The 15,651-nt window shown below is 60.8% G+C and carries 13 protein-coding genes; 5 read left to right on the top strand and 8 right to left on the bottom strand.

Annotated elements, in window-relative coordinates; translation table 11 throughout:
* Positions 1-38: 38 nt before the first annotated feature.
* From ACP7E3_RS07170 to ACP7E3_RS07160, 3 genes are all read right to left on the bottom strand, one after another.
* Positions 39-1,220, bottom strand: a complete 1,182-nt coding sequence (locus ACP7E3_RS07170; protein WP_057005714.1) for an MFS transporter — start codon at positions 1,218-1,220, stop codon at positions 39-41.
* Between the two features lie 15 nt (positions 1,221-1,235).
* The gene (locus tag ACP7E3_RS07165; protein ID WP_057005713.1) at positions 1,236-2,228 is read right to left on the bottom strand and encodes a SphA family protein; all 993 of its coding nucleotides are present in this window, start codon (positions 2,226-2,228) and stop codon (positions 1,236-1,238) included.
* Positions 2,229-2,342: 114 nt separating this feature from the next.
* On the bottom strand, positions 2,343-3,236 hold the full coding sequence (locus ACP7E3_RS07160; RefSeq protein ID WP_108526259.1) for a helix-turn-helix domain-containing protein: 894 nt from the start codon (positions 3,234-3,236) through the stop codon (positions 2,343-2,345).
* Positions 3,237-3,440: 204 nt separating this feature from the next.
* On the opposite strand from ACP7E3_RS07160, the gene ACP7E3_RS07155 reads away from it, so the two are divergent.
* From ACP7E3_RS07155 to ACP7E3_RS07140, 4 genes are all read left to right on the top strand, one after another.
* Complete coding sequence (locus ACP7E3_RS07155; RefSeq protein WP_169864956.1) at positions 3,441-4,280, top strand: SDR family NAD(P)-dependent oxidoreductase; 840 nt, start codon at positions 3,441-3,443, stop codon at positions 4,278-4,280.
* A gap of 115 nt (positions 4,281-4,395) precedes the next feature.
* Entirely contained in the window at positions 4,396-6,144 is a 1,749-nt protein-coding gene (locus ACP7E3_RS07150; RefSeq protein WP_079444310.1) for an FAD-dependent oxidoreductase, read from the top strand.
* Positions 6,144-6,476 (top strand): NIPSNAP family protein, encoded by a 333-nt coding sequence (locus ACP7E3_RS07145; RefSeq protein WP_128192415.1) that lies wholly within the window; start codon positions 6,144-6,146, stop codon positions 6,474-6,476. Before ACP7E3_RS07150 ends, ACP7E3_RS07145 begins: the two co-directional genes overlap by 1 nt.
* Before the next feature lie 83 nt (positions 6,477-6,559).
* On the top strand, positions 6,560-7,933 hold the full coding sequence (locus ACP7E3_RS07140) for an MFS transporter (RefSeq protein ID WP_057005709.1): 1,374 nt from the start codon (positions 6,560-6,562) through the stop codon (positions 7,931-7,933).
* Between the two features lie 26 nt (positions 7,934-7,959).
* Here ACP7E3_RS07140 and ACP7E3_RS07135 read toward each other — a convergent pair whose 3' ends face one another.
* The 5 genes from ACP7E3_RS07135 to ACP7E3_RS07115 all read right to left on the bottom strand — a co-directional run bounded on the left by ACP7E3_RS07135 (position 7,960) and on the right by ACP7E3_RS07115 (position 13,939).
* Complete coding sequence (locus ACP7E3_RS07135) at positions 7,960-9,516, bottom strand: methyl-accepting chemotaxis protein (RefSeq protein WP_057005708.1); 1,557 nt, start codon at positions 9,514-9,516, stop codon at positions 7,960-7,962.
* Positions 9,517-9,868: 352 nt separating this feature from the next.
* Entirely contained in the window at positions 9,869-10,051 is a 183-nt protein-coding gene (locus ACP7E3_RS07130; RefSeq protein ID WP_017847583.1) for a hypothetical protein, read from the bottom strand.
* Positions 10,052-10,499: 448 nt separating this feature from the next.
* Positions 10,500-11,306: a sulfite exporter TauE/SafE family protein gene (locus ACP7E3_RS07125; RefSeq protein ID WP_017847582.1), complete on the bottom strand. Its 807-nt coding sequence runs from the start codon at positions 11,304-11,306 to the stop codon at positions 10,500-10,502.
* A 28-nt stretch (positions 11,307-11,334) separates the two neighbouring features.
* A complete protein-coding gene (locus ACP7E3_RS07120; RefSeq protein WP_017847581.1) occupies positions 11,335-13,005 on the bottom strand; it encodes a bifunctional protein tyrosine phosphatase family protein/NAD(P)/FAD-dependent oxidoreductase in 1,671 nt (556 codons plus the stop codon).
* Between the two features lie 55 nt (positions 13,006-13,060).
* On the bottom strand, positions 13,061-13,939 hold the full coding sequence (locus ACP7E3_RS07115) for an MBL fold metallo-hydrolase (RefSeq protein WP_017847580.1): 879 nt from the start codon (positions 13,937-13,939) through the stop codon (positions 13,061-13,063).
* A 243-nt stretch (positions 13,940-14,182) separates the two neighbouring features.
* On the opposite strand from ACP7E3_RS07115, the gene ACP7E3_RS07110 reads away from it, so the two are divergent.
* Entirely contained in the window at positions 14,183-15,514 is a 1,332-nt protein-coding gene (locus tag ACP7E3_RS07110) for a sigma-54 interaction domain-containing protein (RefSeq protein ID WP_057005704.1), read from the top strand.
* The last annotated feature ends 137 nt before the right edge of the window (positions 15,515-15,651 follow it).

Genomic DNA, 15,651 nt, shown 5'->3' with positions numbered 1-15,651 from the left:
TCTCATTGATCCAGTGGGTTCACGTCAGGGCAGGGTATTCAGGCAGATTGTGGCGACAGGGCCGGCGCGCGCGGTTTGAGGCCTCGACGAAAGCGCGCCACCACCAGGCACGAAATGATCAAGGCCACTCCATACGCCGAGGCTGCCAGCCACCCCACGGCCCGGAAATGCCCTTCGCCGACCACCAGCGCGGCACCGAACGGGCCCAGCCCTTGGCCGACAAAAATCGCCGCGTTGCCCAGGCCGGCCAATCGACCGGAAGGGTCCAGTTCGGCCGCCATCGACAGCAGGTAGGGCAGGCTGAAAAACCACACCATATGGATCAGGCACGCCGTGGCGGCGAACGCGACGGTGCTGTCGCCATAGACCATCACCAGGGTCGCCAGCAACGCGGTGCCAAAGCTCAGCAGTTGCGGAAACAGCAAACCCAGGCGGCGCCCCAACAGCCCGGAGAGCCCGGCGCCCAGGGCGCCGGCAAGGATGCTGCCGCCGAGGATGGCGCCGATCTGCTGGGGTTCCAGGCCAATACTTTTGCCAATTCGTTCCTGATACACCCACAGCGCGGAGTGCCCGAAAAACAACAGTGCAAACAACAGGATCAGCAGTACGGCAGTCAGCCCGAACGGCTGAGCCGCACCCTGGGCGATGCGATGGGCGTCAGGGTAGTGCCTGGGGATTTTCCAGCAACCCAGCGCCGCGAACAGGCTGGTGATGGCCAGCAAGGAAAACGCGCCCTGCACGCCAAACGCCTGCAAGAGCATGGGCATGGACGTCACCAGCAGCATGCCCCAGAGCAGGTTGCCGATATTGATCACGGCGAATGTCGCGTCTTTCGACCTGCGCAGCGCCGCAGTCGCATACACCACCGCCATGACCGCGCCACCGCTGGCGCCGCAGATGATCCTGAACACCATCAGCCAGGCCTGGCTGTGCAGTTGTGTGCTCGCCAGGTTGCCGGCGGCCAGGATCAGCAAGGCAACCAGCGCAAAGCGGCGGCGGTCGACCCGTGCCATGAACAGAGCACAGACGCCGCAGGCGATGGCCATCGCGATCAACTCGGCGGCGAAGATCGCGCCGATGGCATTGAGCGGCAGCCCCAGTTGATCAATCAACGCGCCGCCCAGGATCGGCTGGATCTGCAGCGTTCCCAGGGAAATGACCATCATCAGGCAAATAGCGCCCAGTGATTTCTTGCTGTCGATGGAGTCGAGCGCATTCATCGCATATCACCTCAGTCAGAACTTGTGAACGTAGCGGACCTGCACGGCGTAATCCGTCTTGCTGCGGTTTTCCACGCCGGTCTCTTTATAGGTATTGAGCCAAAAGGCCTGGTCTTCGGTCATTTTCCAGAAGAGGCCGGGGCCAATGCCCAGTACTTTTTCCCGAGAATTGCTCAGGCGGTCGCCGTTGACCTGGTCATCGGAAATCTGCCTGAAGTAATAGCCGTTGATCCCGACTGAAACCTTCGGGAACACCTCATACGAAGCCGTAAAGTTGGCCCACGCCGATTGACCCGATTGGGTGTCGTGCACCGGCCGCCCTTCAAAGAACTGCGCCGAACTGCTTGCCGGGTCGTTGTTCTTGAAGTTGTACAAGTAATTCAAGCGCCAACTCACTTCCCAGCGCGGCGCCGGCATCAGGGTCGCGGCCCAGTAGGGGTTGAAGGAGAAGTAATTGGAGCCGGGATTCAAGTCCTTGTGTTTGTCGTACTTGCCGGTGGGCAGGATCGTATCGAAGGCCACGCGCTGCACAAACACCGGCCGGCCTTCGGCGTTGACGATCGGATCGAACTGGATCTGCGGGCCGACAGTGACGTCGCCCAGGCCGACGCCGTTGTCCTTGAGCTTTACGCCGTTGTCGCCAAAGTCGCCGTCCAGGGAGACCACGGGCACCAAAAGGCTCCAGCCCAAATGCGCGCCGCCGCCGATGGTGTCGGGCGAGTAATAGCTGAATTGGTTGATCAGGGTAATGACGTTGATCTTCGGGTTATCGAAGTTGCGGTTGTCCTTGCCGCCATTATCACGAACGCTGCTGGATGTACTGAACTTCAGATAGGTCTGATGCGTTAGCCCGGGGGGGCCTGCGAACCCATCATAAAAGCTGGTACCGCCCAGGTTGATACCGCTGGGTTGGCTCACGGAGGGGGGAGGAGGGCCCTCTGCCGCAAAGACGGCAAGTGATACGAAGCTGAGTGTCAGGCACGCTGGCAAGGATTGTGTCAGTCTCATTGACGTCGCTCTATTATTGGAGTTGTGAGCTGGGGTAGCTTCCCCTGGCGCTTCAACTTTAATTCTCGAGCTTTCGGGTTGCTTGAACACAACGGTCAGAGTTGACTGAGAGCGTCACGTTGCGTGACGTGTGGCTTGGGTTTGAAGGCGGAATTCACTCGGGCTGCACTGGGCGTGCTTGCGAAAAAAGCGGCTGAAGTAACCGACATCGGAAAAGCCCATGCCATGGGCAATCTGCTTCACGCTTTGGGCCGAATGGGCCAGCTCGCGTTTGGCTTCGAGGATCAGCCGGGCGTTGATCAGGGTCATGGGGGTCATGCCGAGTTGTTCGTGGCACAGCCGGCCCAATGTGACGACGGTGACCCCCAGGAAACCGGCATAGTCATGCAGCGAAAGATGCTCGCGAAAGTGCCTGTTCACCAGCTCGCGAAAGGCAACGACCTGCTGGCTGCGTCGATCATGACGGTGTGCATGCAGGTCGTGGCTGTACTCGCTCAGGCGCAGCATCTGGATCACCAGCGCCAACAATAACGACATGCTGCACGCGATGTGTTCCCGACCGCGTCCGTGGTATTCGCCGTACAACGCCCGATACAGAGGCTCCAGCGGATCATCGGCCGGCGCCCAGTGCGGCAGGGCGACTACGCAGGGTTTCTGGATCTGCGGTAACAGGCCAGGGGAGAGCACTTGGACGATGCTTTCCAGCGGGTGTTGGACGGCGGTGATCACATGCCCTTCGACCCGGCCGTGCCAGGCGAAGCCATGCACGATCTGCTCAGGGATGAACAGCAGGCACGGGGCCTTGACCTCGACCCGCTGGTTGTCCAGCAGCACCTCGCCTTCGCCGCTTTGCAGGTACAGCATCTGCAACAACCCATCGTGGCGATGAGCGGCGATCTCCCAGTTATAGGCGCCGGAGCGCAGGGAGATTGACTCGACATGCAGGGAGTCGTGCCATATCGGCGCCGCCGCCTCGCCGTACAGGGCATAGCTGGGAATCTTGTTCATTATTCTTATGGTCTACAGGCACGTGTTTTCTACCTTAGCGAAGAATCCGCGCGTAGGGCAATTTGCCGCTGATTTGTCGTAAAAGTCTCTACGGTTGAAGGTTTTGTCCATTCTTGTGAGTCGTCCCACGCTTCTATGCTGAGCCTCGCCTGCTGCTTGCCATGCAGTGGGCGAACTGTCTTGAAATGCGTGTTGGAGATAACAATGAATAATAACGACCTGCCGAAAAACTGGCTGAACCTCGAGGCCAAAGTCTGTGTCCTCACTGGCGCGGCTGGCGGTATCGGCGCTGCGATCGCCGCCGCGCTGGTTAGCCAGAATGCCCATGTGGTGCTGCTCGATCGCGACGAACGGAAATGCCGTGAACTGGCCGTCGAGCTGGCGAAAAACAGTGAAGCGGATGTCTCGGTGTTGCACTGCGATATTGCCGATCCCTTTAGCGTGCAACAGGCCGCGGAGCAAGTGCAGGCGCTCCATGGGCGTTGCGATGTGCTGATCAACAACGCCAGCGTGCTGCAGGCCGGGGCGCTTGAAACGCTGACCCTGGACGAATGGAACCAGGTGCTGTCGGTCAACCTGACGGGCTATCTGCTGTGTGCCCAGGCGTTCGGGCGCCTGATGCTGGCCCGACAAAGCGGCAGCATCGTGCATATCGCGTCGATCGCCGCGCATTACCCGCAAACCTTCAGCGGTGCCTACAGTACAGCCAAGGCCGGGGTCGCCATGCTTTCTCGGCAGATAGCGGCGGAGTGGGGGCCGCGGGGCATCCGCAGCAATGCCATCTGCCCGGGCCTGATCCGCACGCCGCTGTCGGCAGCGTTCTACGCCGATCCCAAGGTCGAGCAAGAGCGCAAGGCGATGACCGCCAACCAGCGGATCGGCGAGCCGCAGGACATAGCCGATGCCGTCCTGTTCCTTGCGAGCCCGCGGGCAGGTTATGTCAACGCTGCCGAGTTGACCGTCGATGGAGGCCTGGAAAGTATGTTGATGGCGTTGATCCCTCGCCCCGGCTACGAATCACCCACGATCAGCCGCCAGGCCTGACCTCCGTTCGGCCGATGACGGTCGACTCCGAATCCCCCAGCGAACCCTCGCCTGTCGTGCTGTCGATGGCGACGACGGCTGCCGTTCGGCTGGCTTTTACCGAGTGAGACTGACTATGACGACGACAACAACCGCGGCGATCCGCCGGTGCGACGTACTGGTGATCGGCGCCGGTGCCGGTGGCCTGGCGACCGCCATTACGGCGCGCAAGCAGGGGCTGGAAGTCATTGTGATTGAAAAGGATGCGTTCTTCGGCGGCACCACCGCCTTCTCGGGTGGGGTGCTGTGGATTCCCGGCAATGCCTTGTCCCAGGCCAACGGCATCCCGGACAGCCGCGAGGCCGCGCTGACCTATATGAAGCACGAAACGGGCGATTTCTACGATGCCGAGGCCGTCGATGCATTTCTCGATAACGCGCCGCGGATGATCGATTTTTTCCAGCGAGAGACCGAGGTCCAGTTCGTCCCCACCCTCTATCCGGACTATCACCCGGACGTGGCCGGTGGCGTCGATATTGGCCGTTCGATCCTCGCCGCGCCTTTCGACATCCGCAAGCTTGGGGCCGACATGGCACGCCTGCGGCCGCCGCTCAAAACCATCACGTTCATTGGGATGATGTTCAATTCGTCGAATGCCGACCTCAAGCATTTCTTCAATGCCACCAAATCCCTGACCTCATTCCTCTATGTCGCAAAGCGCTTGATGACGCATGCCAAGGAGTTGCTGCTTTACCGGCGCGGCATTCAGGTGACCAGCGGCAATGCCTTGGCCGCGCGGCTGGCGAAATCGGCACTGGACCTGGGGATTCCGATTCTGACGCAAACCAGCGCGCAGCAATTGTTGAAAAGCGCAGACCGGGTCAATGGCGTGGTCGCTCAGACCGCGGGCGGTGAAGTGCGGTTTGAAGCCCGCTACGGTGTGGTGCTGGCCAGCGGTGGGTTTTCCCATGATCTGCAACGGTTGAAGCAGGCCTATCCCCATGTGCGCCGCGGTGGCGAGCATTTCTCCCCGGTGCCGCAGACCAACACCGGAGATGGCGCACGCATGGCCGAGGCCTTGGGTGGCACCGTCGATATACGGCTCAAGGCGCCTGCTGCCTGGATGCCCGTCTCGAAAGTGCCGATGGGTAACGGCAGGTTCACCGCCTTCCCGCATCTGCTCGATCGCTACAAGCCCGGAGTGATCGGCGTGACCCGCAATGGCCAACGGTTCACCAACGAGTCCAACTCGTATCACGACGTGGGCGCGGCAATGATTGACGCCTGCGCCCACCAGGCTGAAACCGCCATGTGGTTGATCTGCGACCGCCGGACCATGGCCAAGTACGGGCTGGGTTATGCCAAGCCGGCACCGATGCCCCTCGCGCCATTGCTGCGCAACGGTTACTTGCACAGCGGCAGCACCCTGGCTGAATTGGCGCGCAACGCCGGGCTCGACGCGGCCGGCTTGGAACAGACCGTGCGTGACTACAATCGCACGGCGGGGCAGGGCGTGGATCAGCAGTTCGGCCGTGGCAGCACCACCTTCAACCGCTACCTCGCCGACCCGCAGAACCTGCCGAATCCGTGCGTGGCGCCGATTGGCGAAGGCCCTTACTACGCCCTCAAAGTGATCATGGGCGACCTCGGCACCTTCGATGGCATCAACACCAGCGTGCGCGGCGAAGTGCTCAACCAACAAGGCCAGGCGATCGATGGGCTTTACGCGGTGGGCAACGACCGGGCGAGCATCATGGGCGGCAACTATCCCGCTGCCGGGATCACGCTCGGGCCGATCATGACCTTCGCTTATCTCACCGGCCTGCACCTGGCTCGCGTGGCTGCAGAAAAAGCTTCGGGCACCCCCCAGCAGGAGGTGGCCTGATGATTCACAAACCGGTCATCGATCACCGCATCTACACCATCCGTCCACGCGGCATGAGCGAGTTCATCGAGGTATTCGATCGTCTGGCAATGCCGACTTTGCTGGAGCATCTGGGCGCGCCGCTGGGTTTTTATACCAGCAGCATCGGCCCATTGAACCAAGTCGTTCACCTCTGGGGCTACGACAGTCTCGATGACTTCGAGCGCCGCAGCCAGGCGCGGGATGGCGACCCCCGCTTCCCGGCCTACCTGCAAGCATCGGCGCATCTGATCCTGGCTCAGGAAACCCGGATTATCCGTCCGGTACGGTTCAACAGTCTCGGCAGCGCTTGAGCCGCCGGTCGCGATCCTCGTTTCACCCCAATAAAAAAGCGGGCGCAGTGGTTGGGCGCCCCCACAACACAGAGGTGACTTTCATGCTGACAACTCAACCCATCGACATCCAGGCGCTGATCAACAGTCGCGCCATTGGCGGCTTTCAGAAGTGGGTCGTATTTCTCGGTTTCCTGATCATCGGCCTGGATGGCTTCGATGTGGCAATCATGGGCTTTATCGCACCGCAATTGAAAATGGACTGGGGCTTGAGCCACCAGCAGTTGGGCCCGGTGTTGAGTGCGGCGCTGATTGGCCTGGCTGTCGGTGCGCTGGTCGCGGGGCCGCTGGCCGACCGTTACGGACGCAAGATCGTGCTGGTGAGCAGTGTGTTCATGTTTGGTCTGTGGACGCTGGCGACGACGTTTTCCCCGGACATCAATACCATGGTCGTACTGCGCTTCATGACGGGCTTGGGGCTCGGCGCGGCCATGCCGAATGCCAGCACCCTGGTGTCGGAGTACGCGCCGCAGCGCAGTCGTTCGTTCCTGATCACGGTGGCGTTTTGCGGGTTTTCCTTGGGCGCCGCGGCAGGCGGCTTTCTGTCAGCCTGGATGATTCCGGCCTTCGGCTGGAAAAGCATGCTGATCCTGGGCGGTGTCTTGCCCCTGCTGGTGGCGCCGCTACTGTATTTCAAACTGCCTGAATCGGTGGCCTTCCTGGTCGCCAGGCAGGCGCCGAACGCGTCTATCCGCGCCATTGTGGAAAAACTCGCACCGGGCGTCAGCGACGCGAAATCGACCTTCTGCCTGCCGGCTCATCCGCTGATGCGCGCTTCGGCGATGCAGATCGTATTGTCCCCGTCCTATCGCTTCGGCACGTTGATGTTGTGGAGCGGTTATGTCCTTGCGTTGTTTCTGGTCTACCTGTTCAGCGGCTGGTTACCGACCCTGGTGAAAGAAGGCGGCGGTTATAGCGTCGCGGACGCGGCCATCGTGACCGCGATGTTCCAGATCGGCGGACCCGCAGGCGCGCTGTGCGTCGGTTGGGTAATGGATCGCTGGAACAAATACCGGGTGCTGATGGCGGTGTTCATGTTGAGCGGTGCGGTGATCTATGCGATCGGCCAGGCCACGGGGCACTTTGTGCTGCTGTGCTCGATTGCCTGGATGGTGGGGTTTTGCCTCAATGGCGCGAGCGTCGGCATGAATGCGCTGGCCGCCACGTTCTACCCCACGCAGGCGCGAGCAACCGGCGCCAGTTGGATGAGCGGTATCGGTCGTGTTGGCGCGATCCTCAGCGCCTTTGCCGGCGCGCAGATGCTGAGTTGGGGCTGGACCTTCGCGCAAGTGTTTGCCGCGCTTGTGGTGCCTTCCGGTCTGGCGGCCCTGGCGATTTATGGGCTGGGCCGCAGCGCCAACAGGGTGTTTACCGATCGACCGGTGGTGTCTGTGCCACCGCGCCGGACGAATCTGTAAGCACCGATATTGGCGATCCGCCGCACCTAGACCTTGAAACGCTCCACCAGCCGTTCCAGCTCATGTCCCAGCCGCGCCAGTTCGTTACTCGACGCGGCGGTTTCCTCGCAGGTGTTGGCCGTCTGGTCGGAGATGTCGCGAACGTTGATCACGCTGCGATTGATCTCCTCGGTGACGGCGCTTTGCTGTTCCGCCGCCGTTGCAATCTGCTGATTCATGGCCTGAATGATCGAGACCTTGCTGGTGATGTTCTCCAGCGCGCTGACGGCACGGTGGGTGCATTCCACGCTGCTTTCGCTCAGCAGCAGGCTGCTTTCCATGCCCGAGGCCACGGCTTGGGTGCCGCTTTGCACACCGGCGACCAGGCTCTCGATTTCTTCGGTGGAGCGCTGGGTGCGCAGGGCGAGGTTGCGCACTTCGTCGGCCACCACCGCAAAACCACGGCCGGCCTCTCCGGCGCGGGCGGCTTCAATCGCGGCGTTCAGCGCCAGCAGGTTGGTTTGCTGGGCGACGGCTTTGATCACGTCCAGGACACCGCCGATTTTATCGCTCTGTTCCTGGAGGTGGCGCACAGCGTCTGCCGACTGGTTGAGTTCTGTCGCCAGGCGCTGGATCTGCTCGATGGCTTCACCCACGATCTGCTCGCCCTCGCTGGCTTGCTGATCGGCGGCCGACGCAGCGACGGAAGCTTCCTCGGCGTTGCGCGCGACGTTGTGGACGGTGGCGGTCATCTCGTTCATTGCGGTGGCGACATGATCTGTTTCGGCTTTCTGGGTGCTGATCCCCGAATTCGTTTGCTCGGTCACCGCCGACAGTTGTTCGGCCGCGCTGGCAACCTGAATAACGCCGGATCGAATGCCATCGATCAGCTCATGAAGGTTGAGCATCATCTGCTGAAGGCCCGACTGCAGTTGGCCCAGCTCATCGCGCCGGGTCACCGCCACATGCTCGGTCAAATCACCCCGGGCAATGCGGTTCACCGCCTGGAGCGTGTGCTGCAGTGGATTGACGATTTGCCGTGTGATCACCCATGCGGCGAGCGCGCCCAGCAGCAGCGCCAGGGCCGCAACGAGGCCCAGCGAGGCCTTGGCGGACGCGGCATCCGAATCGCGTTTGGTGTTTTGCGACTCAATCAGCTTTTGCGTGGTGTCGAGCAACACGTCGCCCAACTGACCCATCCGTTTAAACAAGGCCGCCTGGTCAATATTGGGCGTGGCCAGGTCATGCAGCAGTTGCCCGTACCCTTTGACTGCATTTTCCTGCTGTTGAATCAGGTCTTGATCCTGCGGGTCGATGAATTTTTCCCTGATGCTGTCCAAGTGGGTTGCGAGGCGATCCAGGGTTTGCTGCAGCGGTTGATAGGCATCCGGTTGGGTGTTCGTACCGATGCGCAAGCGAATGATCCGCAAGTCTTTGGTGTAATCGCTGACCTGCGCAATTTCCTCAACCTTGAGCCCGCGGTCGGTCAATGCCACCACGGCGTACCAGCCGGTCGCGGCCAGCAACAACGCAAGCCCCAGTACCAGGCCGAATCCCCAACTTAATTTAGCACTGACTCGGATATTGCTGATCCAGCCGAACATATGGACTCCAGTGAGTAACTCAGGTTGATTGATCCTTTATCACCTGAATGTCGACCATCCCTCTTAATGCTTTAGCACTAGTGTGACGGTCAGGCTGATCCAGATGGCAAATCGGGCCATGTATGAAAAATATCAGGATGCGAGGGAGATTGATTGGCGGTGCGACTGAAAGGATACAGCTCCACGTCTGTCGGGCGTTGGCGGAGTTGTCGGTTATTCAACTAAGGTGGCTTTTTCGACACGCGTAGTGCGGCTTTGTACTTTAGTCGAATATTCAGCCGGCCCGAGTTCTGGCGGGCGCTGTTTTCGGCGCGCGAACGACCGAAAAGAGTGCAGGGCCGTACTGATAAGTCTAGATCTTGATCGCTTTTTTCAGATAGGAAAACAGCTGGTCCTGGCAGGCCCTGTATTGATTTTCAAGGTGTTCCACTTCCCACATGCGAGCCAGCCATACCTCATCACAGGCCGCTTCCAAATGATTGACGGTTGTCATCCAGGCGGTTTGGGCGTTAGCCGTCGCTTGGAGTAATTGCAACAGTTCCTCATTTATCGGAAGGGTATTCGGTGAAGAGGGGATGGGCGACATTCAAAGTACCGGGAGTCGATTTTAATAGTGGGTGATTTTTCTATTACACACTATAAAACGCTGTCCGCGAAAGGCAGTATTCGACTAATGGCTAACGGGGTGAGGCGGTAAAGTTCAATTCCTTTGGGGTGCATATTCATGCGATTTATAATGTTGCGCGCGCACTTATAGTATTTTCTCGGATTAAGCCAGTGATTCGATTCAGCCGATAAGTTGGATATTTATTTAGCCTTTATCTAATAACGTATCGCGCGGGTACTTGTATCTTGGCGGCCCGGGTGATCAACGGCTGCCACGATGGCGCGCCAATGCCCACGCCTGCCAGGCACGACCGAAGCGTGACGTTGAACCCTGACAGGCGTGTTTCACGCACGCCTGGAAAGTCGGGAATCCGCGCTCATGATCCAAGCGCTTTGACCAGCAGGGCCACCGCCACCAGCATCGACACGGCGGCAAATCCGCGTTGCAAGTGCGGGCCTGCCAGCCGCGCCGCGATCAGGCGCCCGCCGGCCATTCCAAACAAGGCGCCCACGGAGAACGGCAGGGCCACGGCCCACTGCAAATGCCCGGCCGCCGAGCTGGCGGCCACGCCGGCCATCGACACCAGCGCAATCACCGCCAGCGACGTCGCCAGCACCGACTGCGCGGTCAAATTGGTGTAGCGCTGCAGCGCCGGCACCATCACAAAGCCGCCACCCACGCCGAGCAAGCCCGAAAGCCCGCCCGCGATCACGCCCGACACCGTGAGCGCCCAGGCGCACGGCGCCGTCCAGTTCAGCTTGCCGCGTTGGGCGTCCAATACGCAGGGCGGCGGTTTGGTCGCGACGGCGGCCTTCGACGCCGGGGACGGCGGCAACGACCGTTTGAATACCCGGAACGCCACGTACATCAGCACGCAGGCAAACAGGATCGTCAACGGACGATTCGGCGTGCGCTGCGCCAACCACAGGCCCAGCGGCGAGCAGATGATCCCGGCGGTGGCGATCAACAGCGCCGCCTTGTAGCGGACGGTGCCGTTTTTCAGGCCCATCACCGCGCCCAGCGTCGCGGCCAGGCCCACCGCCAACAACCCGATGGGCCCGGCCTCGGCCATGCTCAAGCCCGCCCCAAACACCAGCAACGGCACCGCGAGTATGCCGCCGCCGGCGCCGGTCAGGGCCAGAATCACGCCGACTGTCAGCCCGAGCAGTAAGACGATGATCATCTCAGTCTCCTTGCGTTCAGCGCTGATTTCATTGGTCGGTCAACTCGGGTTTCGCCAGCCATTCGCGGCCCTTGAGCATACCCTTCCAATACAGCGGCGGAAGAATCCGCTCTTTGAGCAGCCACGCCAGCCGGGAAGGGCGGGTGCCGTCGATCAGCCATGACGGGAAGCTGGGGGCGACCTTGCCGCCATAGGTGAACTCCGCCAGGACGATCTTGCCGCGCTCCACCGTCAGCGGGCAGGAGCCGTAACCGTCGTACTGCGCGCAACCGTTGGCCTTGCCCATGGCCGCCAGCACGTTATGCGCCACCACCGGCGCCTGCTTGCGCGCAGCGGCCGCGGTCTTGGCGTTGCTCGTGTTGGCCGCGTCGCCCAGCGCATGGATATTGGCAAAGGTTTTGTGACGCAGCGTGGCGGGGTCGACATCGATCCAGCCGGCCGCGTCAGCCAACGGGCTGACCCGAATGAAGTCCGGCGCGACCTGCGGTGGCACCACATGCAGCAAATCAAACTCACGGGTCAGCACACGAGGGCTGCCATCCGGGTTCACGCCGCTGAACGTGGCCGTCCGCGCCGGGCCATCGACGCGGGTGAGGGTGTTGCCGAAATTCAGGTCGATGCCGTAAGCGGTGACGTATTCCATCAGCGCGGGCACATAGTCGGGAACCCCGAACAGCACCGCGCCGGCGCTGTAGAACTCGATCTCGACGGCATCTAGCACACCGCTGCGTTTCCAGTGGTCGGCCGATAAGTACATGGCTTTTTGCGGCGCCCCGGCGCATTTGATCGGCATCGGCGGCTGCGTGAAAATCGCCCGGCCACCCCGCAGTTGCTGGACCTTTTCCCAGGTATAAGGTGCCAGGTGATACAGGTAATTGGAGGTCACGCCGTTGCGGCCGAGGGTCTCCGACAACCCCTCGATGGCATGCCAATCGAGCTTCAGGCCGGGGCACACAATCAGTTGCTCGTATTTGACGACCCGGCAGCCATCCAGAATCACCGCATTTCGCTCGGGTTCGAAAGCCGCCACCGCCGCCTTGATCCAATGCACGCCGCGGGGCAGGGTGGTGCCCATGGTGTGCGCCGTTTGGCGCGCATCGAACACACCGCCACCGACCAGCGTCCAGCCGGGTTGGTAGTAATGCACATCGGCCGGGTCGACGATCGCAATGTCGAGCCCCGGCGCGCGGGCCAGCAGGCTGGAGGCGGTGGCGATACCCGCCGCGCCGGCACCGATGATGACCACGGTATGTTGTGCTTCGGCCACTTCGACCGGCGTGCGGCCCTGGTTCGCGATCCGCCGGATCACGCCTTTCATATCGAAGCCGGCTTTTTTGGCGCTTTCGACGATGTGCGGCAGGTCGTGCTGACCTGCTTGCGACAGCGCCCACATCGTTGTCGAGCGCATCCCGGACCGGCAATAAGCCAACACCGGTTTGGGCAGCGTTTCCAGCAACTCGCCGAAGGCAATCCCCTGCTCGTCGGTGACTTTGCCCGACTCGGCGGGAAGGTAGTGCGCTTCGATGCCGACCGCGTCGGCGGCGCGTTTGATTTCGGCAAACAACGGTTGGTCACTGCCTTCGCCATCGGGGCGGTTGCAGATGACGGCACGAAAGCCGGCGGCTTTCAGTTCGGCCAATTGGCTGGGGAAAATCTGTTCTGATACTGATAAAGCAGGCGCAAGGCGGCGGATATCCATAAGTGTCTCCGTTATGGGTATTTTTCTTATGATTTTTTTTAGGGTGGGGGGAATGTCAGGCGACGTTGAGTGGGATTTTCAGGTAGCGAATCCCGTTCGATTCAGGCTCGGGCAAATGCCCGGCTCGCATGTTGACCTGGACCGAGGGCAGGATCAGGGTCGGCATGTCCATCGAGGCATCCCGCTTGGTACGCATCGCCACGAACTCCTCCTCACTGATGCCATTACGCACATGCACGTTCTGCTCGCGCTGTTCGGCAACGGTGCTGACGAATTGCACCTCGCGGCCGCCCGGCTGGTAGTCGTGGCACATATACAGCAATGTATCCGCCGGCAGGCTCAACACTTTGTTGATTGACTGGAACAGCGTGCGCGCATTGCCGCCGGGGAAGTCACAGCGGGCGGTGCCGTAGTCGGGCATGAACAGCGTGTCGCCGACGAAGGCCGCCGTTTCGCTGCCATCGCTGACGACATAAGTCATGCAGGCCGGCGTATGGCCGGGTGTATGCAGTGCGGTGCAGTGCAGCGTGCCAATGCTGAACGACTCGTCGTTGACGAACAGGTGATCGAACTGACTGCCGTCGCGGGGCATATCGCTACCGGCATTGAACAGCGTGCCGAAGACCTTTTGTACCGTCGAAATCTGGCTGCCGATGCCGATCTTCCCGCCGAGCTTTTCTTTCAGGTAGGGCGCGGCGGTCAGGTGGTCGGCGTGGACGTGGGTCTCGAGAATCCACTCGACCTGCGCATTCAGCTCGCTCACCCGCGCGATCAGGCGGTCGGCGGACGTGGTGGCGGTGTGGCCGGATTTAGGGTCGTAATCCAATACGCTGTCGATGATCGCGCAGTGGAGGGTGGTCTCGTCCAGTACCAGATAGCTGACGGTGTTGGTGGCAGAGTCGAAGAAGCCTTCGACGTGAAGTTTGACGCGCATGAACTGTCTCCTTAGGGGGGGGCTTTTTTTTCGAGCCGCTTAGACTAAGGACTGACATAGCAATAAGTTTGCCAGGCCATGGTTTTGCCGAAATAGCCTAATATCCAATTGATTTTATTGGGCTTTGTGTTTCTGTATAGGGGTATTCAGGCCTGTATCTGGGGGATTCTTCTGCCATTGGCAGTGCCTTGACAGAGGTGGCAGTGCCACAACAGGATGGAAAAATGGATTCCAGGAGCCATGATGAAGACTTTTCTGCCTACCCCAGCCAACGCCGTTCCACACCCGGATCAAGTGCAGTCGCTTGTTTCGTTTCTGGAACACGAACCCAATCCGATGATCGTGCTCGATCCGGACTACAACATCCTGGCAGCCAACACGGCCTATCAGCGCCAGTTCGGCAGCGCTGACAAACCCTTTATCGGCCATAAGTGTTATCAGATCTCACACCATTACGACGTCCCTTGTGACCAGGCGGGTGAGAATTGCCCGATGAAGAAGGCCCAGGAAAAGCGCGGGCCGGATCGTGTCTTGCACATCCACCACACGCCTCGGGGGCCTGAGCATGTCGACGTCGAATTACGGCCGATCCTCGACGAACATGGGGTGATCACCGCTTATGTTGAGCGCCTGACGCTGGTGCGCAGCGCCTCGGCGCGGCCGAGCAACGAAGGGCTGGTCGGTTGTTCACCGGCCTTCAACCTTGCCCTGTCGGAACTGCAGCGGGTGGCGCCGTCCATGCTGCCGGTGCTGCTCCTGGGCGAGTCGGGTACCGGCAAGGAGCTGTTCGCGCGCGCCGTCCATGAAACCAGCGAACGGGCCAGCGGGCCGTTTGTCGTGGTGGATTGCTCGGGCTTGACCGAAACACTCTTTGAGAGCGAGCTGTTCGGCCATGAAAAAGGCGCCTTCACCGGCGCCATCACCCGCAAGCCCGGCTTGGTCGAAACCGCCCAGGGCGGCACATTGTTCCTGGATGAGATCGGCGATGTGCCGTTGGCCATGCAGGTCAAACTGTTGCGCCTGATCGAATCGGGCACCTATCGCCGGGTCGGCAGTGTCGAGACCTTCCACGCCAATTTCAGGTTGATTGCCGCCACCCACAAGCCGCTGGAAAAAATGATGGAAAAAGGCGAGTTCAGGCAGGACCTGTACTACCGCATCAGCGCCTTCCCCATTCATTTGCCGCCCTTGCGCAACCGGGTAGAAGACATCGCCTTGCTGGTGAATTCATTCCTGCAACGGCGTGGTGCCGGCAAACGTCGACTGACCATCGATGCCGAAGCCCTGGCAGCCCTGCAGCAGTACTCATGGCCAGGCAATGTGCGTGAGTTACGCAACGTCCTGGAAAGAGCAAGCTTGTTCGCTGACGATGGGGTCATCCGCGCCATCCATTTACCCCAAGCCTCCGTGGCGCCGCCACCTCAGGCTGCGCCTGCGGCTTCGACGCCGTTCGACGGCAGCACGCTGGCGCAGGCCCTGGCCACATTCAAAGGCACCCGCAGCGAACTGGCCAAGCACCTGGGGATCAGCGACCGGACCTTGTACCGGCGCCTGAAGGAACAAGGCCTGGCCTAACCCTCTACGACTGCCAGTGACTGCCAAGCTGCCAGACTGGCAGCGCATTGACCAGCAGCGGTGCGCCAGGGCTACCGCTAAAAAACTCATAACCAATTGTTTTATAACGATAAAAATAGAAGATCTGGCTTTGGCAT

This window comes from Pseudomonas sp. PSPC2-3 (assembly GCF_049898265.1).
Taxonomy (GTDB): Bacteria; Pseudomonadota; Gammaproteobacteria; order Pseudomonadales; family Pseudomonadaceae; genus Aquipseudomonas; species Aquipseudomonas veronii.
The sequence above is the reverse complement of the archived record's forward strand: the minus strand, read 5'-3'. Positions and strand labels throughout refer to the sequence as shown.

What these genes read in the sequence shown, in the direction of transcription:
- ACP7E3_RS07125 (WP_017847582.1), bottom strand. Translation starts at nt 11,306, where the DNA reads ATGATCATCGTCTTACTGCTCGGGCTGACAGTCGGCGTGATTCTGGCC.
- ACP7E3_RS07165 (WP_057005713.1), bottom strand. Translation starts at nt 2,228, where the DNA reads ATGAGACTGACACAATCCTTGCCAGCGTGCCTGACACTCAGCTTCGTA.
- ACP7E3_RS07150 (WP_079444310.1), top strand. Translation starts at nt 4,396, where the DNA reads ATGACGACGACAACAACCGCGGCGATCCGCCGGTGCGACGTACTGGTG.
- ACP7E3_RS07135 (WP_057005708.1), bottom strand. Translation starts at nt 9,516, where the DNA reads ATGTTCGGCTGGATCAGCAATATCCGAGTCAGTGCTAAATTAAGTTGG.
- ACP7E3_RS07110 (WP_057005704.1), top strand. Translation starts at nt 14,183, where the DNA reads ATGAAGACTTTTCTGCCTACCCCAGCCAACGCCGTTCCACACCCGGAT.
- ACP7E3_RS07160 (WP_108526259.1), bottom strand. Translation starts at nt 3,236, where the DNA reads ATGAACAAGATTCCCAGCTATGCCCTGTACGGCGAGGCGGCGGCGCCG.
- ACP7E3_RS07115 (WP_017847580.1), bottom strand. Translation starts at nt 13,939, where the DNA reads ATGCGCGTCAAACTTCACGTCGAAGGCTTCTTCGACTCTGCCACCAAC.
- ACP7E3_RS07140 (WP_057005709.1), top strand. Translation starts at nt 6,560, where the DNA reads ATGCTGACAACTCAACCCATCGACATCCAGGCGCTGATCAACAGTCGC.
- ACP7E3_RS07120 (WP_017847581.1), bottom strand. Translation starts at nt 13,005, where the DNA reads ATGGATATCCGCCGCCTTGCGCCTGCTTTATCAGTATCAGAACAGATT.
- ACP7E3_RS07155 (WP_169864956.1), top strand. Translation starts at nt 3,441, where the DNA reads ATGAATAATAACGACCTGCCGAAAAACTGGCTGAACCTCGAGGCCAAA.
- ACP7E3_RS07170 (WP_057005714.1), bottom strand. Translation starts at nt 1,220, where the DNA reads ATGAATGCGCTCGACTCCATCGACAGCAAGAAATCACTGGGCGCTATT.
- ACP7E3_RS07145 (WP_128192415.1), top strand. Translation starts at nt 6,144, where the DNA reads ATGATTCACAAACCGGTCATCGATCACCGCATCTACACCATCCGTCCA.